At 65.2% G+C, this 24355-nt stretch carries 30 protein-coding genes, 1 other RNA gene and 1 pseudogene; 5 read left to right on the plus strand and 27 right to left on the minus strand.

What is annotated here, in order from left to right; all coding sequences use genetic code 11:
* The first annotated feature begins 287 nt into the window (after nucleotides 1–287).
* The 4 genes from ABHR63_RS07185 to ABHR63_RS07200 all read left to right on the plus strand — a co-directional run bounded on the left by ABHR63_RS07185 (nucleotide 288) and on the right by ABHR63_RS07200 (nucleotide 3636).
* Complete coding sequence (locus ABHR63_RS07185) at nucleotides 288–533, plus strand: DUF6110 family protein (RefSeq protein ID WP_346964655.1); 246 nt, start codon at nucleotides 288–290, stop codon at nucleotides 531–533.
* A 78-nt stretch (nucleotides 534–611) separates the two neighbouring features.
* Complete coding sequence (locus ABHR63_RS07190; protein ID WP_346964654.1) at nucleotides 612–2627, plus strand: heavy metal translocating P-type ATPase; 2016 nt, start codon at nucleotides 612–614, stop codon at nucleotides 2625–2627.
* 143 nt (nucleotides 2628–2770) lie between these two features.
* Nucleotides 2771–3124: a hypothetical protein gene (locus ABHR63_RS07195; protein ID WP_346964653.1), complete on the plus strand. Its 354-nt coding sequence runs from the start codon at nucleotides 2771–2773 to the stop codon at nucleotides 3122–3124.
* Nucleotides 3121–3636, plus strand: a complete 516-nt coding sequence (locus tag ABHR63_RS07200) for a type II toxin-antitoxin system VapC family toxin (protein ID WP_346964652.1) — start codon at nucleotides 3121–3123, stop codon at nucleotides 3634–3636. Before ABHR63_RS07195 ends, ABHR63_RS07200 begins: the two co-directional genes overlap by 4 nt.
* 58 nt (nucleotides 3637–3694) lie before the next feature.
* Here ABHR63_RS07200 and ABHR63_RS07205 read toward each other — a convergent pair whose 3' ends face one another.
* Nucleotides 3695–4129: a hypothetical protein gene (locus tag ABHR63_RS07205; protein ID WP_346964651.1), complete on the minus strand. Its 435-nt coding sequence runs from the start codon at nucleotides 4127–4129 to the stop codon at nucleotides 3695–3697.
* Between the two features lie 235 nt (nucleotides 4130–4364).
* Here ABHR63_RS07205 and ssrA point away from each other — a divergent pair.
* Nucleotides 4365–4728: a transfer-messenger RNA gene (ssrA, locus tag ABHR63_RS07210) on the plus strand.
* 105 nt (nucleotides 4729–4833) lie between these two features.
* Here ssrA and ABHR63_RS07215 read toward each other — a convergent pair.
* From ABHR63_RS07215 to ABHR63_RS07340, 26 genes and pseudogenes are all read right to left on the minus strand, one after another.
* Nucleotides 4834–5145 carry a hypothetical protein gene (locus tag ABHR63_RS07215; protein ID WP_346964650.1) on the minus strand — a complete coding sequence of 104 codons (312 nt, stop codon included), beginning with the start codon at nucleotides 5143–5145 and terminating at the stop codon, nucleotides 4834–4836.
* A 3-nt stretch (nucleotides 5146–5148) separates the two neighbouring features.
* Nucleotides 5149–5961 carry an N-acetylmuramoyl-L-alanine amidase gene (locus tag ABHR63_RS07220; RefSeq protein WP_117765363.1) on the minus strand — a complete coding sequence of 271 codons (813 nt, stop codon included), beginning with the start codon at nucleotides 5959–5961 and terminating at the stop codon, nucleotides 5149–5151.
* A 3-nt stretch (nucleotides 5962–5964) separates the two neighbouring features.
* A complete protein-coding gene (locus ABHR63_RS07225) occupies nucleotides 5965–6270 on the minus strand; it encodes a hypothetical protein (protein ID WP_117637892.1) in 306 nt (101 codons plus the stop codon).
* A 13-nt stretch (nucleotides 6271–6283) separates the two neighbouring features.
* Nucleotides 6284–6709, minus strand: coding sequence for a hypothetical protein (locus ABHR63_RS07230; protein WP_346964649.1), 426 nt, complete (start codon nucleotides 6707–6709; stop codon nucleotides 6284–6286).
* 74 nt (nucleotides 6710–6783) lie between these two features.
* Complete coding sequence (locus ABHR63_RS07235; RefSeq protein WP_117637890.1) at nucleotides 6784–7029, minus strand: hypothetical protein; 246 nt, start codon at nucleotides 7027–7029, stop codon at nucleotides 6784–6786.
* A gap of 18 nt (nucleotides 7030–7047) precedes the next feature.
* Nucleotides 7048–8229 carry an RNA-directed DNA polymerase gene (locus tag ABHR63_RS07240; protein WP_346964648.1) on the minus strand — a complete coding sequence of 394 codons (1182 nt, stop codon included), beginning with the start codon at nucleotides 8227–8229 and terminating at the stop codon, nucleotides 7048–7050.
* Nucleotides 8230–8421: 192 nt separating this feature from the next.
* Nucleotides 8422–8562: pseudogene (locus ABHR63_RS07245) on the minus strand (DUF6273 domain-containing protein); the annotation flags it as partial.
* Nucleotides 8563–8593: 31 nt separating this feature from the next.
* Nucleotides 8594–9064 carry a hypothetical protein gene (locus tag ABHR63_RS07250; RefSeq protein WP_035136722.1) on the minus strand — a complete coding sequence of 157 codons (471 nt, stop codon included), beginning with the start codon at nucleotides 9062–9064 and terminating at the stop codon, nucleotides 8594–8596.
* A gap of 104 nt (nucleotides 9065–9168) precedes the next feature.
* Nucleotides 9169–10077, minus strand: a complete 909-nt coding sequence (locus ABHR63_RS07255) for a DUF6273 domain-containing protein (RefSeq protein ID WP_346965933.1) — start codon at nucleotides 10075–10077, stop codon at nucleotides 9169–9171.
* 12 nt (nucleotides 10078–10089) lie between these two features.
* On the minus strand, nucleotides 10090–10992 hold the full coding sequence (locus ABHR63_RS07260; RefSeq protein WP_346964646.1) for a BppU family phage baseplate upper protein: 903 nt from the start codon (nucleotides 10990–10992) through the stop codon (nucleotides 10090–10092).
* 3 nt (nucleotides 10993–10995) lie between these two features.
* Nucleotides 10996–11316: a hypothetical protein gene (locus ABHR63_RS07265; RefSeq protein ID WP_117637887.1), complete on the minus strand. Its 321-nt coding sequence runs from the start codon at nucleotides 11314–11316 to the stop codon at nucleotides 10996–10998.
* Between the two features lie 21 nt (nucleotides 11317–11337).
* Nucleotides 11338–13890 carry a phage tail spike protein gene (locus ABHR63_RS07270; protein WP_346964645.1) on the minus strand — a complete coding sequence of 851 codons (2553 nt, stop codon included), beginning with the start codon at nucleotides 13888–13890 and terminating at the stop codon, nucleotides 11338–11340.
* Nucleotides 13890–14603 (minus strand): distal tail protein Dit, encoded by a 714-nt coding sequence (locus tag ABHR63_RS07275; protein ID WP_117637885.1) that lies wholly within the window; start codon nucleotides 14601–14603, stop codon nucleotides 13890–13892. The genes ABHR63_RS07270 and ABHR63_RS07275 overlap by 1 nt, the downstream gene beginning before the upstream one ends.
* Nucleotides 14600–17290 (minus strand): phage tail tape measure protein, encoded by a 2691-nt coding sequence (locus tag ABHR63_RS07280; RefSeq protein ID WP_346964644.1) that lies wholly within the window; start codon nucleotides 17288–17290, stop codon nucleotides 14600–14602. Before ABHR63_RS07280 ends, ABHR63_RS07275 begins: the two co-directional genes overlap by 4 nt.
* Before the next feature lie 2 nt (nucleotides 17291–17292).
* Nucleotides 17293–17949, minus strand: coding sequence for a Gp15 family bacteriophage protein (locus ABHR63_RS07285; protein WP_161160595.1), 657 nt, complete (start codon nucleotides 17947–17949; stop codon nucleotides 17293–17295).
* Complete coding sequence (locus ABHR63_RS07290; protein ID WP_158573936.1) at nucleotides 17949–18452, minus strand: hypothetical protein; 504 nt, start codon at nucleotides 18450–18452, stop codon at nucleotides 17949–17951. Before ABHR63_RS07290 ends, ABHR63_RS07285 begins: the two co-directional genes overlap by 1 nt.
* A gap of 108 nt (nucleotides 18453–18560) precedes the next feature.
* The gene (locus tag ABHR63_RS07295) at nucleotides 18561–19277 is read right to left on the minus strand and encodes a phage tail tube protein (protein ID WP_346964643.1); all 717 of its coding nucleotides are present in this window, start codon (nucleotides 19275–19277) and stop codon (nucleotides 18561–18563) included.
* 2 nt (nucleotides 19278–19279) lie between these two features.
* On the minus strand, nucleotides 19280–19678 hold the full coding sequence (locus ABHR63_RS07300) for a phage tail terminator protein (protein WP_161160593.1): 399 nt from the start codon (nucleotides 19676–19678) through the stop codon (nucleotides 19280–19282).
* Nucleotide 19679: 1 nt separating this feature from the next.
* Nucleotides 19680–20030 (minus strand): minor capsid protein, encoded by a 351-nt coding sequence (locus tag ABHR63_RS07305; RefSeq protein WP_118349157.1) that lies wholly within the window; start codon nucleotides 20028–20030, stop codon nucleotides 19680–19682.
* A 2-nt stretch (nucleotides 20031–20032) separates the two neighbouring features.
* Nucleotides 20033–20326, minus strand: a complete 294-nt coding sequence (locus tag ABHR63_RS07310) for a putative minor capsid protein (protein ID WP_147336073.1) — start codon at nucleotides 20324–20326, stop codon at nucleotides 20033–20035.
* Between the two features lie 32 nt (nucleotides 20327–20358).
* The gene (locus ABHR63_RS07315) at nucleotides 20359–20718 is read right to left on the minus strand and encodes a hypothetical protein (RefSeq protein WP_117637878.1); all 360 of its coding nucleotides are present in this window, start codon (nucleotides 20716–20718) and stop codon (nucleotides 20359–20361) included.
* Entirely contained in the window at nucleotides 20708–20863 is a 156-nt protein-coding gene (locus ABHR63_RS07320) for a hypothetical protein (protein WP_158559642.1), read from the minus strand. Before ABHR63_RS07320 ends, ABHR63_RS07315 begins: the two co-directional genes overlap by 11 nt.
* Nucleotides 20864–20877: 14 nt before the next feature.
* Nucleotides 20878–21759 (minus strand): hypothetical protein, encoded by an 882-nt coding sequence (locus ABHR63_RS07325; RefSeq protein ID WP_346964641.1) that lies wholly within the window; start codon nucleotides 21757–21759, stop codon nucleotides 20878–20880.
* Nucleotides 21760–21762: 3 nt separating this feature from the next.
* A complete protein-coding gene (locus ABHR63_RS07330; protein ID WP_346964640.1) occupies nucleotides 21763–22323 on the minus strand; it encodes a phage scaffolding protein in 561 nt (186 codons plus the stop codon).
* A gap of 199 nt (nucleotides 22324–22522) precedes the next feature.
* The gene (locus ABHR63_RS07335; protein ID WP_158573939.1) at nucleotides 22523–22687 is read right to left on the minus strand and encodes a hypothetical protein; all 165 of its coding nucleotides are present in this window, start codon (nucleotides 22685–22687) and stop codon (nucleotides 22523–22525) included.
* A complete protein-coding gene (locus ABHR63_RS07340; protein ID WP_346964639.1) occupies nucleotides 22660–24330 on the minus strand; it encodes a phage minor capsid protein in 1671 nt (556 codons plus the stop codon). The genes ABHR63_RS07335 and ABHR63_RS07340 overlap by 28 nt, the downstream gene beginning before the upstream one ends.
* Nucleotides 24331–24355 lie beyond the last annotated feature (25 nt).

Consider the following 24355-nt stretch of genomic DNA (forward strand, 5'->3'; position numbering starts at 1 on the left):
CCCTGCCGGGGCTCCCGGGTTCCGTGACGACTCGGCCGTTCGGGTCAGGTGGGCTGGATTGAATTTGGTGAATGAGGGCGCCGTTGGCGCCCTCATTTTTTTGTGCGGGTGGCAAAGGGGCTGTCCCTTTGGTCACATCGCGCTTCAAGATTTCCAAAAAGTTAACCTTTGTTGACCTTAATAGTTAGATAAACTAAACTATTTTTCAAAAGTGTGCTCGAGCAAACTTATTTACTCGGGTGCTGAGGCACCGTGCCGCGTCCAATGCGGCAAAAGGGAGAAGCAACATGAAGAAGTCGACGTTCAATACCCTGCTTGTCGGTGGCGGTTTTCTGCTTGGCACGGCCGGCATCAAGCTGCTTACCAGCGCTCCGGTCAAGAATGCCTGCGTGCAGGGCATCGCGTGCGGTATGCGCGTCAAGAACTGCTACCAGGACATGGTCGAGCAGGCCAAGGCCAATGTCGATGACATGGTTGCCGAGGCTGCCTACATCACCCAGAGCGAGTCCGCTGCAGACAAGGCAGCCGAGTAGCGCTCCTAGGCACAAACTATGAGATTCTCGATTATTAGCGAGATCCCCGGCAGGACCCGTCTTCAATTGGCGGGTCCTGTGCCAGAGAGTGATCTCGATGCACTTCTTAAGCTCAGCGGCGATATCGACGGCGTGCACAAGGTGCGCGTTTATGGCCGTATTGGCCAGATGGCGCTCGAATATGACGAGCAATGTCGTGCGGGCGTGCTCGACGCCTTGGGTGCGCTCGATGCCCAGGCCATTGCCGACGCAAAGACGGGTTACGTGATGCAGCTTGAGCCACGCAAGCACAAGCTCGTCATGGATCTTGCCACACTTATCGGCGCCCACTACGCGCGCCGCTGGTTCCTGCCTACGCCTCTGCGTGCGGTGTTTGTCGTGGCCGGTTACATGACCTTTTTGCGCGCCGCTCTCCACGAGCTCGCGCAACCGTGTCTGACCGTCCCCGTGCTCGATGCCTCGGCCATTGGCATCTCGTTTGTTAAGCGCGACGTCAATACCGCGGGCCAGACGATGTTCCTGCTCAACGTGGGCGAATTGCTCGAGGACTACACGCGCGCCATGAGCGAAAACGAGCTCATCAACTCGCTGCTCGATGTGCCCGACAAGGCGCAAAAGGTCGTCGGCGACACCGAGGTAAGCGTTGCCGCGACCGAGCTTGAGCCCGGCGATCTTGTCGCCGTGCGCACTGGCATGTCCATTTGCATCGACGGTGTTGTCGAGCAGGGGAGCGCTATGGTCAACCAGGCGACCCTGACCGGCGAGCCGCTTGCCGTCGAGCGCAGCGCAGGCGACGACGTGTTCGCCGGCACCGTCGTGGAAGATGGCAGCATCTTGGTGCACGTGCGCGCCAATACGGCGCAAACCAAACTGCGCTCAATCGTCTCGCTCGTGCAGACGGCCGACTCGCTCAAGTCCGAGGGCCAGTCGCATATGGAAGACCTTGCCAACAAGATCGTCCCGTGGAACTTCCTGCTCGCGGGCCTGGTTGCGCTTACCACCCGCAGCCTCATCAAGACCTCAGCGGCACTGATGGTCGACTACTCGTGCGCACTCAAGCTCACGGGTTCCGTTGCTGTCATGACTGCCATGAGCGATGCTGCCAAGATGGGCGTCATGGTCAAGGGCGCGAAGTACTTTGAGTCGTTTGCCAAGGCCGATACCATCGTGTTTGATAAGACCGGCACGCTTACCGAGGCGCAGCCGCGTCTTGCCTGCGTGCTCACCACCGATGGCTGGAGCGAGGACGAGGTTCTGCGCCTTTCCGCCTGCTTAGAGGAGCATTTCCCGCATCCGGTGGCACGCGCCGTGGTCAATGCGGCACGCGAGCGCGAGCTCGAGCATCGCGAGCGCCATGCTGCTGTCGAGTATATCGTGGCACACGGCATCGCTTCGTCCATCGAGGGTCGTCGCGCAATTATTGGCTCGGCACACTTTGTGTTTGAGGATGAGGGCGCGCAGCTCGAGTCCGACATTAAGGAGCAAATCGAGTTCCAGATGCAGGGCTTGTCGCCGTTGTATCTGGCGGTCGACGGCACGGTCGTGGGCGTGCTCGGCATCGAGGATCCGCTCAAGCCCGGGGTCCGCGAGGCCATCGCCGACCTGCATGCGCTTGGCGTCAAGCATGTCGTTATGCTCACGGGCGACTCCGAGCGCACGGCCGAGCGCATTGCGCGAGAGGCAGGGGTCGACGAGTTTAAGGCCGAGCTGCTGCCCGAGGACAAGTACGCTTATGTGGAGCACATTAAGAGCGAGGGGCGCCATGTTGCCATGGTGGGCGACGGCGTCAACGATTCGCCGGCGCTCGGTTTGGCCGACGTGGGGCTGGCAATGGGCGGCGGAAGCGACATCGTCAAGGAGGTCGCCGATATCATCCTGACCGATACGAATCTGGCCGCAATCGTGCGTCTGCGCCGTATGAGTCAGGGGCTTATCGACCGTCTGACGAGTTCATATTCCAAGGTGATGCTCACCAACTCGGCGCTGTTGGCATTGGGTATTACCGGCATGATTACTCCGCAGACGTCGTCACTGCTGCATAACGGCTCGACGATCGCCTACAGCCTGGGCAACGCAAAGGCTTACCTGCGCTAGCAGACGTGTTCGCGCACGTTATCTGGCCTGCGCCCAGACGGCATCGGTGTCGTCCGGGCGCAGGCCTTTTGCATTTGACCATGTGCTAGCTTCTCTATATAGTGTTGCTAGCAGGGCTAGCAATTGAAGGGAGCGAGATCGACGTGGGTGCTGTTAGCGGCATGGCGCAGGTGAACGTTCGCGTGGATCGCCAGGTCAAGAACCGTGCCGAGGAGGCGCTGCGGCTTTCGGGCGGGTCGCTGCCCGAGCTCATCAAAAAGGTGGTGGCCAAGGTCGCGCAGGGTGGCGGGCAGTGCGAGGAAGTGCTTGCGGCCGTCGACGACCGGCAGCAGACCGTCGCGCCCGATACTCCGTTCGCCGCGTCGTGGGCAGCGGCAGACCGGCTCTATGCAGACTTGGGCATCGCTGCGTCGCCCGTATCCGACGATCGCGGTTGGGACACAATCTATTCCGAAGCCATGGACGAGCGCTATCGCCAAAAGGGGATGATCCTGTGAGCGGGGCTCTCCTCAAAATAATGGTGGATGCCAACGTATGGGTTGATTCGTTTTGCGCCGACCATGCCGAGTCGCTTGCCGCACGTGCGTTTATTGGGCAGGCGACGGAGGCGGGGGCATTGCTGTTCTTTCCGGTGCATATCGCCAAGGACGTGCTGTACGTTGTCCAACACGAGCTGAAGCGTAGCGTTCTTGCCAGTGGGGGAGCGCTCGACGAGGCATCTGCCCGCGCAATTGGCGATGCGGCGTTGGCGTTTGTTCGGAACATGACCGAAAACGCCACGGCCGTGGGCGCTGATGCATCCGATCTGTGGCTAGCCGACAAATATCTGACGCTCCATCGCGATTACGAGGACAACTTGGTGCTCGCCGCGTGCAAGCGCGCACAGGTCGATTACTTGGTGACCAACGATCCCAAGCTGCTCGAACATGCCGATCTTGCAGCAAAGACCCCGCGCCAAATGATGTCGATTCTTGCTTTAGCCGAACACGGCGGCGCGGCTATCGGTTGACGCGAACTGTTTGCGGGCCTCTTGGACGACGATGCGCCAAGGGACCCGCGTCTGCTATTTACAAAAGCTCGGCCTTAATGGCGGGACTTTCTGCGAGCTGCTCGGCTGCCTTTTCGTCGGAACCGTTTAGTGCTGCCAGGCTGCGGTAGACCCACTCGTTGACCTGGGTGTTCTTGACGCCTGCGGTCTGCATAAGGGCGCCTGCCTCGCGGATTGCTGCGAGCAGATCGGCTTTGGGACCCGCGAGCTCGACCTCGATGCCGTGGTAGGCGGTCACGCCGCGGTTCTCACTCACGTGGTCGATAAAGCCCTCGACGGTCTCAAGCTGCTGGGCGAGAGCTGCATCATCGTCAGCGTCCAGCGCGACGAGTGCGTTCGATACCGTGAGAGCGGGATGTCCGCAGGGGACAAAGCCTTCGATGACATCCATAGCTTCGGTAATGGTTGAGCCCAGACCTGCGAGGGCATTGACGAGTTGCTGCTTGGTATCCATAACGGTCCTTTCGACGGGCAATTTTGCTTGGCGAAAATATACGTGACGCGATCGGTAGCAAAAATGCGAAGTGCGGCGCACATTGGGGTCTTCACAGCTTGTGCATAGAACAACTGTCCGCTTTCAGAACGTGGTAAGATAACTCAACACAAGCGGGGCTCGCCCCGTATGTTCCTTGAAAAGTCGACGGGTGTTGGGTGCTCGTGCCCAATGCCATCCAGACTTCCCGACATTCGGGGGCGACTGGTTTCGACACGATAGCTCTGAGAGAGGAAGCAAGCCGAGGTCTCCTCGCCTCGTTAAACAGGGGTACCGTCAAATTGAATTGACAACAACTCTTCTTTTGAGCCTATGGCTCTCGCTGCTTAGTTTATAGCGGCGCGTCAACCCGGTGATTTCCCCGACACCGGCGCGACGTCATTTTAGGGGAATGCTCCCGCGCACGTAATCGGTATGGCGCGGGCTAAGACCGAACCGGTTGGGATGCCGCGAGCGTGTCGCTGCGCGCAAAGCGTCCGAGACTAAACCAGCGACTGAGCTTGGAGATGCCAATCAGGGGGCTTTCGTGGACCGGAGTTCGATTCTCCGCGCCTCCACCAACTGTTCAGTAGGCGAACACATGCGCGTGTTCGTCGTTAGGCGGGCGTTCGTATTGCTCGTCAGATAGAAAGAAGCCGCTCCATACGGGGCGGCTTCTTTGCGTTCTAGGCCTGCGGCATGATCTCCTGCTCGCCGTCCTCGTCCATGTACGGCATGAGGAACACGCCGCCCTGCTCGGTGGTAAGCAGCAGGTACTCGCGGTTGTGCTCGTCGCACACGATTTCCTGGCCGATGCCCTCGGGCAGGTCGTATACGGGGCCGTCCGTGCGGGCTTGCCTCACGGTCACGTCTTGCGCTCCCATGGCCTGCGACGCGCAGCTGGCGGCGGCCAGGACGATGAACAGCAGGACGACCGCCGCGAGGATGGGGCCGCACCCGCCGTTGCGCTCCTCGTCTGCGGGGCTCGGGTACGGCATGGCCTATCCCACCTTCACCAGATAGTCGTCGGCCTCTGGCTTGCCCGTGGCCTTGCCCACGGCAATGTAGCGCGTTGCGCCGCTGTAGCCCGTGTATCGGCCCCACACGTAGCCGTCGGCGATCTTGTACCAGTTATCCAGCGTCACGGTCTCGCCGCTGGAATAGTGCGCCACCTCGGTGCCGCCCAGGCCGGGGGCGTCGCGCACGCGCAGGTAGTCCACAGTGCAGCGGTAGGTGCCGCCGAAGTTCTCGGTCGTTTCCTGCTGCGCAGGCTGCGGCTGCGGGACGGCTGCGGGGGCGCTTCCAGCAGTGATGCCGAAGCATTCCAGGTAGATGCGCGCCAGCTCGTCCAGGTTGCCGTTGAACTTCTCGCGGTCGCCGTCGTTGTCGATGAAGCCGTTCTCGCACAGGCGGTAGTTGATGCCGCGCGCGGCGGCTCGGTTCGGGTTCGCGAGGTCGGAACGGCGCACCAGCTTCTCGGAGCGCCCGGGCATGAACGCCGCCAGCTTGTCGGCCAGCGCATTGTCGTACTCGTCAGGCTCAAAGCCCTCCTTGATGATGACGTGCGCGCCGTGGGCCGTGGCGATGCCGCTGGCGTCCATGTGCAGCTCCACCACTGGCGCGTCGGTGCTCAGGCGGTTAAGCCCGCCGTCGGCGTACCAGTTGCGGGACGTATCGCCCAGCTCGACCTCGGAACCGCCCAGTTCCTTGATTCGCTGGCCCAGGGCGCGAACGCGCTCGGCCTCGGTGCAGCCGCCTGCGCAGCAGCCGGGGTCGCCAGCGCCGTGGCCGCAGATGATGAACAGTTTAGCCATTGCCTACTCCTTCCCGCCTACGGTCACGCCCAGCAGGGCGTCGAGCCACTTGGATGTGATGCCCACCGACTTGAACAGCGTGTAGGCCGCCTGCACGCCGCCTACCACGGCGAAGGCGCACGTGACCCATGCGCCCGGGTCTGCGGGCACGCCGCCCACGAAGCCGGTCACGACGCCCGCCAGGAGCGAGCAGCCCAGCGCCAGGATGCGCGCGGCTTTGCCGGTCATGGCCTCGGTCTTGATCAGCTGCACCGCGAACGGCACGGCGAAAGACAGCACGATGGCTGCGATTGCTTGCATTTCTGTCATTTCGGATTCCTTTCTATCGAGCCGATTCCTTGTAGAGCAGGTCGACGCGGTCGGCGATGTGGTCGACCTTCGCCGCCATGCCCTGGCTGCGCGCCTGGCTGTTCGCCAGGTCGGCGTGCAGCACCTCGTTGGAGGTCACGACGGACTCCATGAGCGCCTTCATAGCCTCCATCAGCGCGTTGCTGCGCTCCATCTGCGCGGCGATGCGGCCCTCCATCTGGCTTCGCTCGCGGTCGCGCTGCGCCCGCTCGTTCACCTCGTCCTGCTTTCGCTCCTCGCGCTTGAGGTCGATGTTCGCCTTGCGCTCGTTCTGGGCCTTGAACTCTTCGAGGAACTGCTTGCCGAAGTACAGGACCACTAGGACGAGCAGCGCGCCGAAAAGCGACCCGGGGCCGTACGGCGCGAAGATTCCCAGCACGTCGGTCATTCGTTTTCTCACCTCCTCGAATCGCTGCCGCGATTGTCCGCGAGGTGTCGCCGGGCAAAAGAAAAGCGCCCCCGAAGGGGCGCTCGCTACTCCTGCGGCGCTTCCGGCTGGTCGGGCTCCATGGCTTCCAGCTCGTTGATGCGGTCGCGCCACGTCTGGCGCTGCGAGATGATCTCGGCCACCTCCTTGGCAGCTGCGGCGATGGCCGAGAGCAGGTCGGTGATGGACGATGCGGAGAAGATGCGCTCCACCGCCTTCATGACCTTGTAGTCGCTCTGCTCAAGCTGCTGTTTGTAGCCGTTGATCTCCCCGGCGATTTCCTGTTCCGTCATGGGTCGCTCCTTCCGTTGCTAGGGTAGGGGCATGTTCCCATCCGTGTCGCCTCCAGGTTTGGATTGCATTGAGCAACCCCCCCCCGCGGGATTTCCGAACAGGCTGCGGTACAGCGCGTCCATGGCCCGCACGCTGCGGTGCGCGTCCAGCCGCTTCATGCCTCCGCGCCAGCTCTGGTAGCTCTGCTCCACCTGCTCGGGGGTCATGATGCCGTCGGCGACCATGCGGGCCATCTTCTTGAGCTTGCGGCGCTCCCGCGTTATGGAGTCTCGGCACGGCTTCACGACTATGCGGCCCGTCTCCGTGTAGAAGATGCGCTTCTTCAGCCACGTGAACCCGCGCGTGAGCTTCACCACGCGCGTCTTGCGCGGGTTCAGCTCGATGCCCAGCTCGGCGCATTTGCCCTCTATCAGCAGCAGGCACACCTGCAAGTAGTCATTGGACTCGTGTATCAGGTAGAAGTCGTCCATGTAGCGCCCGTAAGACTCGGGGCGCAGCATCTCGATTACGTAGTGGTCGATGCGGTTGGGGTGGGCCACGGCGCATATCTGGTTCGGCTCGCTGCCCAGCCCCAGGCCCACATCGCCCTGCGCGTCTATCAGGCGGTGCTCCAAGGCGACCACGCGCGGATCTAGCAGCGCGGAGGCCACCTGGTCTTTGACGGGTTGGTGCGCTATGCGCGCGAAGTAGTCGGAGAAGTCGCCGAGCAGTATGTAGCCCTCGCGGCCGTGCCGCCTCCAGTGGTCGGCCAGGTGGCGCTTGAGCAGCTTCAGGGCGTAGTCGGTGCCGCGCCCCTTTATGTTCGCTGAGTTCGCGGCTATGAGGGTGGGCGCGATCGCGGGCACGAGCGCGTTCTGCGACAGCGACTTCTGCACCACGCGCTCGGGGAAGTGCACGGCGCTGATATGCCTCAGCTTGCCGCGCTCCCATAGGTCGAAGCGGATGAAGCCCCGGCATATGTCGCGGCCCTCCAAAAGGTCGCGGCGGGACAGGACGGCGTTGCGCAGGTAGCTTCTCATGTACCGCTGCGTGGACGACTTCCACATGACGCCCCGCGCGGCCTGCTTTGAAGCCTTGCACAGGCGGTTGAGGTCCGCCACGGTCTCAAGCGTGCACGCCTTGACGCGCTCGGCCTTGGCCTTGGCCCGCTTCTCCTCGCGGCGCTTCCGGCGCGCCGCCCGCCTTTGCTCGGAGTTCACAGAAGGCACCCCGCACGGCTTGCAATGTGGCTCTGACAGCCGCTTGAGGTATGGCCATGAAACGCGGCGAAGCCACGGAGCGCCGCGCCATGCAAGCAGCGTCCGGCCACCCTCGCGGGGTGCGTATTTACGGGCGTGAGCCCGACGGTCGCGCCTTCCTTCCTCTCCGCGCTCTGCTTTCGGCCCTGGGGCCTACTCGGTCTGGCAGTAAGGGAATCCGGGGCGGGGGCGAACCCAGACGTTCGTCGCCGAATTGTAGTTGGCATTGCCGTTGTTGTTGACGTAGCACACGTTGGACGAGGAGCCACCCATGACGGAACGCAACCACCAATTGTACCGATAAACAAGGCGCGACCGCCGCCCATTATAGCGAACGCAGGCGCTCTAGCTCGGCCTCGGCCTCGGCTATGCGCTCCTCGGTGGACTTCTTGCCCGTCACGCGCACGTTCTTGCGTGCGCCCTTCAGCAGCCTGATCTCCTCCTCGACCATGGCCGCCAGCTCCTCGAAGCGGTTGGCGTTCACGGGCAGGCCGATATCCATGAGGCACTGCATGTCCAGCATCAGCTGCTCGCAGTCAGCTATGGCCAGCGTCAGGTAGCGTTTCCTCTCCAGCGCGTTGAACGAGGTGTTGGGGTAGAAGCAGTCGGCGCGGTTGACGTTGTACACGATGCTGCGCGCCGTCTCCACGGTCGGCACCGCGTTCAGCAGACGGTAGGCCTTCGGAACCACGGAGGACGACGCCATCAGCTTGTTGACCTCCACGCGGATGGCGATGGCCTGCGTGAAGAACTTGTACTCGGACACCTCGCGGTTGCGCTGGTAGACGCCGCTCACGTGCACCTCCTGGGGAAACTGGCGGAAAAAACGGCCCGCTTCGCGGGCAGGAGGCGACCGCGCAAGGCGGTCGCCTAGAAGCAGAGTATAGAGCACTCGGCTGGCTAGCCGACGAGGAAGCCGGGGCGGGGGCGAACCCAGACGCCCGTCGCCGAAGGGCAGGAGGCCGTGCCGTAGCTGCTGACGTAGCACACGGTGGACGAGGAGCCACCCATGACGGAACGCAACCACCAACTGCACCGATTTCCGTTGACTCGGTGAGCGGTGTCGCGGAACAGGTCCCACTGGCAGTCGAAGCCGACGCTGTAGCCCTTCGTCCCCCACACGGGGCAGCCGTACACCTCCATCTCCGACAGCGAGAACACCTTGCCGATATCCTGCCAGCTCCACGAGTTGGAGTCGTTGAGCGCGCCGCTTGCGCTGTAACGCTCCTCCAGCAGGACGCGCTGGGTCAGCAGGTACTTGGTCAGCCCCTCGGGCAGGCAGGCCTCGAAGGCCGTCTCCCACGCCTTGAGGTTGCTGTTGGGGTAGGGGCATTTCTGGTCGGCGGTGCCCTGGTTCGTGTTGGTGGTGTTCCACATTAGGAAGCTGTCGTTTGCCACGCCTGTCACGGATTTTGCCACGGCCACGGGGGCGGACGCCACGAACGCGATATGGTGGCCCTTGCTGTTGTCGCCGCAGTAGAGGTACGGGTCGATGTGGGCAAGCAGGAACCGCGCAGATTGCTGGGTGGTGACGGCGGACGCGCTCACGAGAGGCACGTCGATGTAGTCCCCGACGCGAAGGCCCGCGAAGTTGCCGGCCGCCGCTCGCTTGTGCAGCGCGTCGTACACGCTGCCGCTGCCGATCTCTCCCGCCAGGATGGTGGCGATGTTCTGCCCGCCGTACTTGCCGATTTGGCCCTGGCGGTTGTACTCGGCGTTGTTGAGCGCCGTCTGCGCGTTGCTGCGCGCGGTATCGTCGATGACCTCGTAGCCGATGCCGCCCACCGACAGGGTTTTCGCTTGTGCCATTTCGTTGCCTTTCTACTTGAGGTTGAGGGTTGTGCCGGACGCCGTGCAGGTGCTCCCGAACGTGATGGTGCTGCCAGATGCACTGGCCTTGGAGGCAGGGCAGTACACGGTGCCGTCGTCGTAGATGAACGCGTCCGTGGCGTCGGCCAGCTTGCCGTACAGGTCGGCTATCTGCTGCTTCTGCTTGGCCATGTCCGAGCTGCCCGCGCTGCCCTGCGCCACGCTGTTGGCTATCTGCAGGGCGATGTTTGCCGCCGCGTCGGCGTTCGAGGCCGCGCCGTTTGCCGCAGCCGTGGCGGCTTGCGAGGCCGTCTTCAGCTGCGACGCCTCGGTCACGCGGTCGCTTTCCGCCGTGGCTCGCTTCTTCTCGGCCTCTGCGCGCTTGGTTTCGGCGGTCTGGCGTGCCCTCTCGTTCGTGGCGCGCTGGTTTTCCGCGCTCGCGCGGGAGGCCTCGGCCTTCTGCATCTGCGCGTTCAGCGCGCTCACGTCGGCTAGCTGCCCTTCGAGGTTCGCGATGATCGCCTCCACCGCATCGACGTACGGGCCGGATATCTCGCCCGACGCGCTCGCCGAGGGCAGCACGTTCACCAGGACGTTCTCGGTGGTGGCGTCCAGCCCCGCCGCGTTCCGCACGCGCACGTAGCACACCTTGAGCAGCCCGGCCACGCCGAAGACGGCGGGGTCGACCGTCACGGTGGCCACGTTGTCGCTGATGCCAGTGAACTGCTGCTCCACGTAGGTGTGGTCGGGCTTCGCAGCCATGAGGTGCACCTTGCAGCCCGTCAGGGCCGCCTTCTTGTCGCCGTCGTAGATGGCGGCCTTCAGGACCTCGGCGCTGTCGCCCTGGTGCACGGTGATGACGGGCGGCGCTATGTTGGTCTTCTTGAGGTTGAGCGTAAGCTCGTGCGTTGCCATGCCTCATTCCTTTCCTTCGGCCGCAAGTGTCCGCGATATGTCGCCGGGCTGCGCTCTGTGGACCCCGCATATCTCCTCGTCGGTGAGCGCCGAGAAGTCCACGGCGTTGGCCTCGCCGCCTTCCGCGTCCATGACGGCCACGGGGCTGGACACGAGCGTGAAGCCGCCCTTGCCGTCGAACTCGAACACGTCTTCCGATTCCACGATGGCCCGCGCCGTGGCCGGGTCGCTGATGCACTCGAACACCGGAAGCGCCTCGGGCGGCTTCGGCGCGCCGTCGAGCGCCTGCGGCGCTTCGGGCTGCTGCACAAGGTGGTAGAACATTCCGTTTCCTCTCTCGCTGGTCTAGTTTCCCGTGATGCTGCTCATGCCGGTGATGATTCCGTTCACCACGTTGATGGTGCCCCACGTCCATTTGTTGCCGTTGTTGGTGATGCACCCGATGAACTGCGTGGAGCCCGTGTACCCGTAGGTGCCGCCGCTGCTCGGACTGGTTCCTATGGCGAACTTCGGGGCGAGTATCCTGGCGGTGCCCGACGACCCAATGTCTGCGCGGCTGCTATCCAGGTACATGTAGTTGTTGGAGTTCTCCTGCAGCTTCACGTACGCCGAGCCGCCCGCGTTGCTGTTGCCGCTCCTCATGTACAGCTGCTCGTCGGGATGGCTCATGTAGCCCGCGTAGTAGGGGGTCGTCAGCCACGTCTGGCGGTAGTAGCGGTTGCCTGCCAGGAAGCCGTAGCCGCAGGCGGATATGCCCACGCCGTCGGTCGAGCTCGCCGTGGGGCTGTCCTTCGCGTGGACGGCCTCGATGGTGCAGTACTCGGTCGAGCCGTTCACGAACGACGCTCCCGGGTGGTTGTTCGTCGTCGTGCCGGTGGTGATGTAGTTGGTTGACGACGTGCCGACCATGTTGCAGCGGAACATGGAGGTGCTGCCCACCAGCACGGTGCCCGCGATGATGGAGCCGTTCTTGTCGTATATCTGGAAGCCGTTGGTGGCGTTGATATAGACCCTGTTGCCGTTGCTGTCGGTCATGAAGATGGAGCCGTCGCGCAGGTAGAAGGCCCCGCTGTCGAGGTCCCAGTACGAGTTCCCGCCTTTGATGCGGCCCGTGGTCAGCTCGTCGGCGGTCACGCCGTCGCCGGTTATGGCCGTGCGCCACTTCCACGCGCCGCTGGAGTACTTGGAGTTGGCCACGCCGATGATTCCGCCGCCTATCTTGACGCACTTGGTGGCGCTCTCGGGCTTTTTGTCGTACACCAGGATGCCTTGGCCGGGCTCCTCGTACACCCAGCCGCCCGTGGTGTTCACCTCGCTGTTGAGCATGTCAACGATCTTCTTGCGGATATCCGTCGGCAGCTGGTCGAGCTGTTTCTGCAGCCCATCCACCTCGCCCTCGGCGCTCGTCAGCCGTTCGTCCAGCTTGCCCGTGACGCCTTCCAGGTACTCCTTGTTGGCCTCGTCTATCTGCTTGAGCACGCTCTCGCTTTGCTCTATCGACGTGTCGGTGTACAGGCGCAGCACCTCGTCCAGGTCCAGGTTGCCGTCGTCGGAGTACTTCTTCAGCGCCTCCTCCAGCGTGGTGTCCCCGTTGTCGGCGTACTCCCTGAGGGCCTTGTCCAGCTCGTCCCTTATCTGGTCGGTGTAGTCCTGGGCGGAGCCGCCGACCTCCTTGGCGTACGCCTTCTGGCGCTCCTCGGCGGCCGCCAGGCTCTCGCCCCATTTGCCGGTCGATGCCTTGTTCGAGGCGTTCACGGCCTCGGTCACGGTCGCCCGGATGGTCGAGGCGGTGGACTTGGCGGCCGACTTCTGCGCGGCCATCAGCTCGGCGACCGTCTGGTAGTTGCCGAACGTGTAGGTGACCTCGCCGGGGCGCAGCTGGTCCTCCACCACCTTGGTGATGCGCGTGCGCACGCGCAGCGGCGGGTCGTACACCTTGTCCACCACGGTCACCAGGTCGCCCTCGTCCGCGCCCTCGAAGCCCTCGCCGGCGCGCGCAAGCGCCACGGCGTCCGCAGTGTAGGACACGGTGGGCACGCACGACTTCGCCAGCTGCGCCTCGGTGAGCTTCTTCAGCTCGGCGGCGTCCTCGCAGTCGGAGAACTCCACGTCGCCGAACACGTGCGCCTTGCCGCCCTTGCCGTCGGGCCGTCCCCAGCGCGCCAGCGCGTCGGCCGACCCCACCCAGTTCTGCCCGCCGTTCACGTCGCCGAAGGTCAGCTTGCGATCGTAGCCGCCCGTCAGGTTGCCGTCCTCGTCGGCGGTCTGCAGGGACTTGCCGTAGCCGTACAGGGCGGTACACACGTTGCCCTCGTCCACGCTGCGCTTGACGCTCACGAGGTCCTTGGCGTAGGTGAAACGCTTGCCGTTGTCCTCGCCGACCTGCTTGGCCATGCACACGCGGCGTGCGGTCACCTTGGTGCCGCTCACCTGGATTTCGAACGACAGCTCGCCGCCCCAAGTGTTTGCCACGTCGTGGATGGCCGCCCATGCGTTGGTGTGGTAGAAGTTCGTGCCGGCCTGCCCGAGGTCGGCCACGGTTCCGACCTGCCAGCGCGAGGAGGACAGCGCCGAGGCCAGCGCGGCGTAGGCGCTCACGTCGTAGGGGCGCTTGTCCTCCAGGTAGTCGCCCAGGAGCTCGATTTGCGCCGAGGTCGGGCAGTAGTACGTGTAGAGGATGCCCGCGCTTGCGCGCTCCTCTTCCACGCCGTCCACGATGTTCTCGTGCCAGCGGCCCTTGAGGTCGCGCCACACCAGGCGGTCGCCCTTGTCCAGGCGCGCCAGCGTTGTGATACTCAGGGCGTTCTCGCCGTTGACCTCGCGCGTGTCCTCGCACTCGAACAGCGTCTTGATGGGTCCCTTGTACGCCTCCCAGCGGTCGCATGCCCACAGAATCATCAGCCCACGTACCTTTCCGTCCACTGTACCGTCGCGGTGCCGCTGGACAGCTTGAGGCTGTTGGCCCCCGGCTCCAGCGGGAAGAAGTCACTCTCGAAGGTCACGGGCGCGGGGCTGCCGTCCACCGTGGCCTGCGGGGCGGCCATGTCGATAACCACCGCGCTCGATGCCGTCACCGCCTTGTCGATCTGCACGAACTCGCCCGTGCCCATGTTCGTCAGCCGCAGCGCCGACGTGCTGCCGCCGGGCCTGACGGTCACGGTGGGGTAGGTGCGGAACGTCCCGCCCACCTGCACGCCCGAGGTGCCCGACACGGTTGCGCGCCCCTCGGCCCCGTAGGCCACGGGGTCGTATGCCGTGAACGTCAGCGTAGCCTCGCCGGTGTGCCATAACGTGTCGAGCGCGCCCGGCGAGGTCAGCACGGCCATGTATCGCAGGCCCAGGTGCCTCTCGTCGTCCAGCCACAGCTCGGCCTCCTTGAGGCACAGCAGGCGCGAGGCCATGAGGCGGCGAAGGGCCGCCATATCGTCGGCGGGGCGTGCCCTCCAGGCCGCCGCTACGTCTATCGTCAGGGGTTTCAGCTCTGCGCGCATGAAGCGCGAGCCGGGCTGCCCGGGCACGTCGCGCGTGGCGATTTCGTACTCGGGCAGCAGCGAGCGGGTCACGAGCCGGGTGTCGAACCACGGCGCGAAGTCGAAGCCGTTGTATATCATGCGAAGCACTCCTGCCGTTTGATTTCCTTGGCTATCTGGCGGGAGATTTTCTCGATGTCGGCCTCCTCCCGCACGGTCGCGTACAGGTTGATTGTCACGTTCGTGTCGCCATGGGACGCGCCGCCCTTGCCGTCGAGCAGCTTGGCGATGCCCTCGGCCAGCGGGCGCGCGCCGCGCTCGTTGAACGGCACCACGCCCTCGGGGCCCGCCTCGCCGACGCCGATGACGCTGGGGCCGTTGAACACGCCGCCCTTGGCGTACCAGTCGATGCCGAAGTGCGGTACGCTCGGCGGGGCGATGCTGAAGCTGCCGGAGATGGACAGGTGCGGCAGCTTCAGGTGGGGCAGCGACCACGAGAAGTTGAAGAACCCCTTGATGGAGTCGATGACGTTGCGCACGGTGTCGCGGGCGTTCTGTATCGGCGTCTCGATGGCGCTCTTGATGGAGTTCCACACGCTGCTCACGGTGTCCTTGGCGGCGTTGAACACGCTGGAGATGGTGTCGCGGATGCCGTTCACGATGCTGGATATGGTGGAGCTGATGCCGCCCCACACGCTCGACGCCGTGCTGCTCACGGCACCCCATATGGAGTCCCACACCGCCTGAATTGCCGACAGCACCGCCGATATGGTGGAGCTGATGGCATTGATGGCCGCGCCTATCGCCGAGCTGATGGCATCCCATATGCTGGAGGAGGTGAAGCTCACCGCGCCCCACACCGTGTCCCACACGCCCTGGATGACCCCAAGGGCCGCGCCTATCACGTCGCTGACGTACTGGATGTACGCGCTCACCGCGCCGTAGATGGCCTCCCATATGGCGCTGGCGGTGCCGCTGATGCCTTCCCACGTCGCGCCCCACCATTCGGAGAGCGCCGTCACCACGTCGGTGATGACCTGGCTCACCGCGTCGATGTAGCCTCCCACCGCGCCGCAGATTGCGTCCCATGCCGCCGTCAGCCGCTCGCCGAAGTTCTCCCAGATGAAGTTCCAGGGTATGAGCAGCGTCTCGATGGCCAGGTTCAGAATCTCGCCCAGAAGCATCACGGCGACCTGCACCACGTTGCAGATGCCGTCCCAGATGGACGAGGCGGTGCCGGCCAGGCCTTGGAAGAACCCGGCTATGGCGTCGATGGCCCCCTGCACCGTGGAGCAGATGCCGTCCCACACGCCGCCCAGCGTCTCGCCGAGCTGCGAGAAGAACTCGCCGACGCTTTGGGCCACGTCGCCCGCCACCTGGGTGGCCACCTCGAACGCGGCGCACACGGCATCCCACACGGCGGTCACCGCGTCGCGGAACTCCTCGCAGTTGTTCCACAGCAGCACCACGGCGGCGATGATGGCCGCTATGGCCGCTACCACAGGGTGCGCGGCTATGAGCCCCAGCGCGCCGGTGCCCAGCTTGCCGACCACCTGGAAGGCCGCTCCGATTTTCGGCACGGTGTCCACGACGGTGCCGACCGTCGACAGCACGGGGCCTATGGCGGCCGCTATCGTGGCGATCGCCAGCACGGCGGTCTGGCCGCCCTCGCCGATGCCGGCGAACCACTCGGAGAACGACTTGACGACACCCGCCACGTTGGTGGCGATGTTGAGCAGCGGCTCGCCAAGCGGCTCGATGGAGCCCTGCAGCTCGCGCATGGCCTCCTGCGATTTCACGGCGAAGCTGTCGGAGGCGGCCTCCTGGGCCTGCTGCGCAGCGCCCGCCACGTCGCCGAAGCTGTCCTGCACGCCCGCCAGGGACTCGATCATGCCCATGGCATTGTCCTCGCCCAGCGAGGACCACAGGGTGGAGGCCAGCGCGGCCTTGTCGTACTCGTTTGGCATCTGCGTGAGGTCGCCCAGCACCGCCTGCAGCATGTCCTCGGCGGTGGCGCTGCCGTTCTTGAAGTTCTCGAAGACCTCCTGCGTGCCCTCGCTGAACGAGCCGATGGATTCCTCCATGCGGCCGTCGGACAGCGCCGTCAGGAACTCGTTGAGGTAGTCGCCCACCTTGTCCAGGTTGTACGCGCCGTTGGACGTGCCCGCTTCGAGCAGCGAGAAGTACTCGCTGGCGCTCATTCCCGCCTCGCCCCATCGCACGGAGTATTCGCTCAGGTTGTCGCCCAGCTCGTCGGTGTAGTTCAGGCCGCGCTGCATGCCCGCCGTCAGCAGGTCGCTGGCCTCGGTGGCGGACAGCCCGAAGCCCTCCATGAGGGCGTTGGTGCCGCGTATGGACTCGTTCACGTCTGCGCCGAAGGTGTCCGACAGCATGAGTGCGTTGGTGGTGACGGTCTGCAGGTCCTCGTCGGACACGTCGCGAAGGGTGGACTTGCACTGGATCAGCGCATCGTTGACCTCGTCCAGGGACTGGCCCCAGCCACCCTCGTATATGCGCTTGCCTATGCCGCTGAAACGCTCGGCCTCCTCGCCGGACACGCCGAACGCGGCGGCTATGCGGGCGTTGGCCTGCTCGTAGTCGCTGGCCACGCCGAATACGGCCTTGCCGGCGGCCACCACGGGCGCGGTCAGCGTCACCGTGGCGGCCGTGCCGGCCTTCTTGAACGAGGACGACAGCTTCGCGGCCTTCTCGTCGCCCTCGGTTATGTTCTTCCAGGAGATGCCCTGGAGGTCGCGCTCCAGGGCCTTGATGTTCTTGGATACGTCAACGGTGTCGAGCACCGCTTTGATGATGACGTTGCCGTCCATGCTCACCTCGTCGCTCTCTTGAGCGCGGCGAACACATCGCGCATCGCCGCGTCGCTTCCTTCCTCAGAGCCGTGTGAGCTGCGGCCTTTGCCGAGTTCGAACGCCTTGTGGGCGGCGTTCCAGGCCTCGACCTCCTGCCTGTTGTATTTGGTTGGCTTTGGCTTGGTCGCCGGGTTGCGGTAGTGGATGGCCGCGCCGAGCGGCGTGTCCTGCGGGCAGCCGCCCACGAGTGCCACGAACTCGGCAAAGCTGATGCGACCGCGCACCTCGTCCCACTCGATGCCGTAGGCCTGGCGGAAGCTGGTGCGTATGCGCGCCGCGTCCTCCTCCAAGTCCCACAGCGGGGTCTCGTGCGGGCGGTCGCCGGTCAGGTCGAGTCCGCACATGTCCCATACCGCCGCGTCGCGCATCCGCACGAACTCGGCGGCGTCGTAGTCGCATGCGCACCACGCGTCCGCCCAGTCCACGAAGAATAGCGCCAGGAACTCGTCCCGGCGCTGGTCGTCGGACTTGCCCTCGTCGGTCAGCACCTCGATGACGCGGATGATCGTGAGCGCGTCGTCGCGCACCAGCACCTCCTCGCCGTTCCACGGGTAGCGCGTGGCGCTCGTGCCGTCGGGCAGCCGCACCCGCTCGGCCGTGAGCGCGGCTGGCAGCATTACTTGCCGCCCTTCTTCTTGCGCTTGGCCTTGGCGCGGCGCTGGGCGCGGTTGAGCGCCTGGACCTGATCGGCGCGCTCGCTGTATGCAAGGCCGCACGCCATCAGCTGCTCGCTGGTCGCGTGGCGCGCCAACATGTTGAGGAACGTGGCGAAGACCTCGCCCAGGATGCGGATGTTCTCCTCGGGCGCGATGGGGCCCTCGTCGCCGCCCATCCACGCGAGCAGCTGCTCCCAGCCCTCGGTGCCGATGAACGCCGAGATGGTGCGCTTCATGAGGCGGGCCTGCGCGGCGTTGGCCTCGGCCGCCTTCTCGGGGGTGTCGGCCTCGCGGGCCATCTGCTCGTTGGCCTGCGCGCGGTCGATGGCGTTGCCGACCTTGGCCAGGTACTCCTCGATGTGCTTGTCGTCGAACCACACGCGGAAGCGCGGCGTGTCGGGGTTCTCCTCGGGGTCCTCGAAGAACACGTCCTCGTACGCGCGGATGTTTTTCAGAAGTTCCATTTGTTGCCCCTTTCGTGAGCGGTGAGCGTCGGGCATAGAAAAGGGGCGCGGGCCGCTCACTAGCCCGCGCCCCCATGTCCAGGAGGTTATGTCTGGTGTCGCCTGCGGCTACTTCGCCGCCACGGTGACCTTCACCTGCGTGCAGATGCTCGGCTTGGACGCGCAGCGCACGGTGATGACCGCCTCGCCTGCGGCCACGCCCGTCACGTTGCCGTCGCTGTCGACGGTGGCCACGTCGGTGTTGCCCGATGCGAAGAAGCACTTGGCGTTCGCCTCGGCGGGCGTGACGGTCGGCGCGAGCTTCATGGACTTGCCCACGGCCGGGCCGGTCGGCGCGGTGCAGGTGACGCCCGTGGGCTGCTTGAGCTTGTTGGCGGGGATGTAGCGCATAGCGCCAGCGCCCGAGATTGTGCAGGAGAACGCGCCGGGGTCGGACGCCGCGCCCTGCTGCGAGCCGACGGTCAGGCCCAGGTAGGTGCAGTCGCCCTCCACCACGTCGCCGTTGGGGTCGGTGTGGCGGAAGTGGCCCGTGCGGCCCTCGCCGGTCTCAAGCGCCAGGCTGGCAACGAAGTCCTGCGCGGGGTCGCCGTAGCAGCGGTCGCCTGTGATCTCGTACTGCGGCTGCACGCTCTTCACCTTGTCGGTGGGAGTGCCGTAGCCGTCGTAGTAGTCCTTGGTCTCGGTGGTCTCGTTGGTGGTCGGCTTCACCTCGGTGATGCCGCGCGAGAAGATGGCCCACGTGGGGCTGGCCGCGTCTGGCGTGGTGTCGATCTCCAGCGCGCTCATGTAGTTGGGCGCGAAGCCCAGGTCTTGGTTCTTTGCCATCGTTATCCCTTCTCTATGGTTATGGTCGCTTTGATTCGGAACTCCCACAGGTACGGCCCGCCCTCCGGCGGCGTTATCTCCTGCGGCTCTGTGTACAGCGCCGCGCTGGTGAAGCCGTAGGAGCCGGTGGGCGAGGACAGGTCGGCCCCGTCCAACGCGTCGGCCAGGTCGTAGGCGTCGCCCATGGCCTTGGCCTCGGAGGTGTCCTTCACGATGACCTGCAGCACGTATCCGACACGGCGGGTGCCGTCCATGTGGCGCACCGCGTCGGCCGTGGGCATGGGCCTCAGCACCACCGCGTCGTCGTGGCCGCGCGATGCTGCCAGGCGGGTGAGGAGCACCGGGCCGTAGCCCAGGGCCTCTATGGCGGCCTTCGCCGCCTCCATCACGTCCGGGGCCATGTCACGCCCCCTCGGTCAGGAGGTCGACGGCCAGGCGCTCCCAGTCCTCGCCGTGCGCTTCCTTCGCGGCCTTCGGCCAGTCGGCCTTGGCCCTCGGGTTCTTGCCGTGCTTGATGGAGCTGTCGGGCAGGTCGCGCACGTAGGCGGCGTAGTCGGCGTCCCATATGACGAGGCCCTGCCTGAAGTCGGAGGCGGCCTGCATGGAGTTGTGCATGCGCTTGGTGTCCTCTGGCGTGAACGCGTTCATGTCCTCGGCCACGCTCATGGCGAACTTCACCTGCTTGGCCTCCAGCTCCTTCGCGCTGAAACGCTTCATGAGCTTGGTCAGGTCGACCGTAACTGCTGCGGGCATGGCTACCTCACCTCCAGTTCCCAGTGGTGGGGACGGGTGCCGAACGCGCGGCGGGGCGTGCACCTCGCCACGTTCATCCACTCGCCCCCGTCGATGCTCACGCGGCTGCCCACTGGCACGTCGAACATGCCGGGGCTGTCCGCGCCGTCCGCTATCACGAGGCCCTGCGCGCCGTCGCCCAGGGCGTACTCGCGCACGAGCCACGCCGAGACGGGCTCGAAGCGCACGCGGCGCACCTCGACGGGCTGCTCGAACTCGCCGCCGTAGCCGCCCTCCCTGGGCACCTTGACGGACATGGTGGAGGGCCGCGCCGAGCGCGGCACCCGCATCATCTGGTACCCCCGATGCCCGCGTAGAGCAGCGGCGTTCCAAGCAGCTCGCGGCGGACGGCGGCCTCCATGTCGCTGCGGTAGGTGCTGGCCCCTTCGGTACCGGGGTTCCACGAGAACGAGCCGACGGTAAAGCCGCCGCCCTCCATGATGCCGCCCGAGCATCCGTATGCGGCGTCGACCTCGCAGGCCGCCATGACCGCGCGCGCCCACTCCTCGGAGCCGTCCGGCTCGTTGGGGAAGATCAGGTCGCGCACGGCTGCCGTGGCGTGGGGGAGCGCCGCCTTGAACTCCTCGGCGGACAGCTCCCCGCGCCCGGCTGCCAGGTAGTCCTCGTGGGTCGGGGCTCTAGTTTCCATCGTCCTCGGCCGCCTCGGGCTTTTCCGCCTTGCCCTTGGCGGGCTGCTCGTCTGCGGCCTTCGCTTCGGGCTTTTCCGCCTTGCCCTTGGCGGGCTTGGCCTTCTTCGGGGCCTCCTTCTCGAAGGCCAGTCCAACGGTGCGCATGTCGCGCCTCCTTCCTACGCGGCCTTCATGTCTGCGGTGATGTAGTGCGCCAGGTTCTCGCGGACGCCGCACACGCCGTACTTGCGGTACTTGAACAGGTGGCCGAAGCCCTGCTGGTTGTCTTCGGCGTCGATGACCTTGCCGTGCGCGAAGTTCCAGCGCAGCACCACGGCGTCCTTGTGGACGATGAGGAAGTTCATGTCCACCGCGCCGGTGCCCTTCTTGTAGTGGCCGATCTCCTCGTCCTTGGTGGTGCCGTCCAAAAGGTCGATGGCGCTGTAGAAGCGGGACTGCGGCACCTTCACGATGGAGGAGAAGCCGTCCAGCGCCTCTCGGGACTTGGTGGTGTCCAGGTCCTTCACCATACCCAGCAGGGTGGGGGTGATGAACAGCACGCGGCCCTCTTCCGGCACCTCCTTCTCGTCCATGTCGCACATGGCGGCGTTCAGGCCCTTGAGCATGTCCGCGCCGTCGGCGTAGGTCTTCTGCTCCTTGGTGATGCCGGTGCCTGCGCACAGCGTGGAGAACACGAACGCGTCTCCCTCGGGCACCACCTTGGTGCGGTTGAAGTGCGCGGCGGCGTTGCCGAACGCCAGATTGAAGGACTGGGCGTCCACTTTCTGGTCGATTTCCAGGATGGTGCCGCGGTCGTAGTTGGCGCTGATGGGCTTCCAAGTCAGGGACGCGCCGCTGTTCTGCGGCAGTCGCCCGTTGGCCTGCACGTCGCCCAGGCCGCCCATGGAGTAGACGGGATAGTAGAACTCGCCCAGCTGCTCCATCTGCGCGATGTTGCCCTGCGGCGCGGCGCTCTCAAGCACTGCGGTCAGGGATTCCTTGCGGTACGCCTCCATGAGCACGTTCTCGTAGCCCTTGGGCAGTTCGATGCTGTTTGGCATGATTTACTCCTTTGAAGATTCGTCGGTGAGTCCGAAAGCTGCGCGGAAGTCGGCCAGGCCGTCGGAGCCTGCGCCGCCCTTGGGGTCGCCGCCCGCGCTCTCGCGGGGCTGGTCGGTGAACATGTAGGCGTTATCCTTCTTCAGGGCCTCGAAGTCGATGCCCGTGAGGTTGCCCTGCTCGTCCAGCTTCGCGTCAGCGATGTTCGGGATGATCGCGCGCGCCGCCTTGGCGTTGCGCACCCCCATCTGCGCCAGCTTGGTGTCGATGGCGAAGTCGCGGCGCATGTCGGCCTCGCGCTTCTCGGCGTCGGCCTTGTACGCCTCGTTGTCGGCCTTGGCCTTGTCGAGCGCGGCCTGCAGCTCCTCGGCGTTGCCCGCCTTGGAGGTGAACTCCTCGATCTGCTTGTCGCGCTGCTCCAGCTCGGCCTTGAGGGCCTTCACCTGCTCCTGGTACTCGTCGGTCTCGCGCTTGTACTTCGCGTAGGACACGACCTCCTTCACCGGTTCGGTCTGCTGGCCGTTGTCGCCGCCCTCGTTGCCCTGGGGCTTGTTGTCGTCCGCCATCGCTTGCTCCTTCCGTGTTTGGTTTTCGCGCTTCCCTGCGCGCTTGGATGGCCCGCCGTTGTCGCCGCGGTCGCGTGCGGGGCCGTTGTCGCCGCCCCATCGCGTGACCGCATCTTCCCCGAGGTGTCGCCAGGCAAAAGAAAAGGCCGCCCGTGATGGGCGGCCTTGATGCCGTGCGTCTACTCGGTTGTCGCTTGGTCTACTTCATCAGCCCCGCGTCGCGCAGAACCTTGCGGGACTTGGCAAAAAGCTCCTCGCGCTCTTCTTTGGTCAGCTTTTCGGCGGCTTTCGACTCGGAGGCGCTGTCATCTATGACGAGCACCCAGTCCTCTGGCGTCACTTCTTTTTTGTCAGCCTGAACCATTTCGCTTCCTCGTTTCGCTCGTAGAGCATTTCGGTGGCAAGCTGGTCGATAACGTCGCCGCCCACGTTCGGGCACTCTCTTTTCGCCAGCTCTCGCAGCTCCTCGTACGCTTGTACGACGCTGCGGTCGTTCACCTTGATTTCGTAGATTGTACCATCGTGGCACGCCACCACCGAGCTGCGCACCCAGTCGTTTTCCGCCACCGTTCGAATGTCGGTCCACGACGGCGGCGAGCTCATGGGGTGGTTGTGGATCAGCACCACGCCGCCCTTGGTGCGCCTGCACGCCTCCACCTGCTTGGCGGTCAGGCCGCATGCCTGGCTCTTCAGGCCGTGCCCGAAGGTGTCGGTGACGCGCTCGCCCTTCTTCCACGACACGACGGACATGCGTTCGTAGCCCGTGCCGTCGCGGTCGCGCAGGATGCGGCGGCTTTCGGCGTACACGGCCTCGCTTGCGCGCTTCGGGATGGGAAGGGACGCCACCTTGTCGTGGTAGGCCCTGCCGTTCACGGCGCGGCGGCTCACGTCTGCGGCGGTGCCCGCGCCCTTGCCCGGCATGAACTTCTCGCGCACCCAGGTCTTGTCCGTGGCAAGCGGGTAGATGCGCTCCTTCGATTCCACGGCGGCCTCGCGCGTGCGCTCGCGGGACAGGTAGGGATGGGCGGCTATGTGCTCGCGCTGGCGCTTCTGCAGCTTGCCCAGGCGCAGGCGCTCCTTGGTGTTGTCGAGCCCGGCGGCCTCCAGGGCCGTTGCCTCGCGCTTGGCAGCGCGTATGCCGCGCTCAAGCTCGCGCTGCTTCTGCTCTGCCTGGTATCGCTCCTCGCGCTTCTCGTCGCCGCCATCTGGATCGCGCTCGTACCGCAGCTGCTGGCCCTCCACGTAGATGCCGAAGTCGTGCTTGCAGTTCGCGCCGCACAGGCCATCGACAGAGCCGTAGCCCGTCTCGCGGTAGAACGGCGGGTACTTCTTGGACTTGCCCGACAGACTGAACACGCGGCCCTGCCACTTGGCGTGGCTCTCGCGCGCCCCGCCGTGCGAGGAGGTCTGCACGAGGTCGTGCCCAGTCTCTTCAAGCAGCTCCAGCGTGTTACGGCTGCCGGCCTGCACCGCCTGCGTGCGAATGTGGCGGCGCATGGCCACGTCCGCCTGCGCCCACGCCCCGCTCTTGTAGTCCACGACGGACACGCCGCGCCGCGCCAGCTTCAGCACGGCCTCGCGGGTGGCCTGCTCGTAGCCCGCCGTGCCCGAGTTTACCCGAGCCACGGCCTGCGCCACGACTTCGAGGTAGGCGCGCTGCACGTTGGCGGGCATCTTCAGGTTGTCGCGGCTCACGACGTCCTGCACTCCCGCCGCCGTGGCCCGCGCTGAGTTGTGCAGCCTCCACTGCATCGTCTTGGACAGCGCGCCCATGGCCGTGCCCAGCGTGGCCAGGTCGGCCTCGGCGCTCTTGGCCACGGCCTCGGCCGCAGCCTTGGCAGCCTCGCGCGCGGCTCTGCGGCCCTCCTCGTTCATGGCCTTCTGCACGTCCTTGGCGGCAAGCGCCGCCTTGCGGGCGGCCTGCGAGTAGGCGCTGTCGCCCTCGAAGTCGATGGAGCCTATGAGCGCGGCGTAGATGCACACCAGGCGCAGGGTGTATTCGTCCATGGCCCCCTGCGCTGCGTCGGTGAAG

The organism is Collinsella aerofaciens (assembly GCF_039752775.1).
Classification (GTDB): Bacteria; Actinomycetota; Coriobacteriia; order Coriobacteriales; family Coriobacteriaceae; genus Collinsella; species Collinsella aerofaciens_R.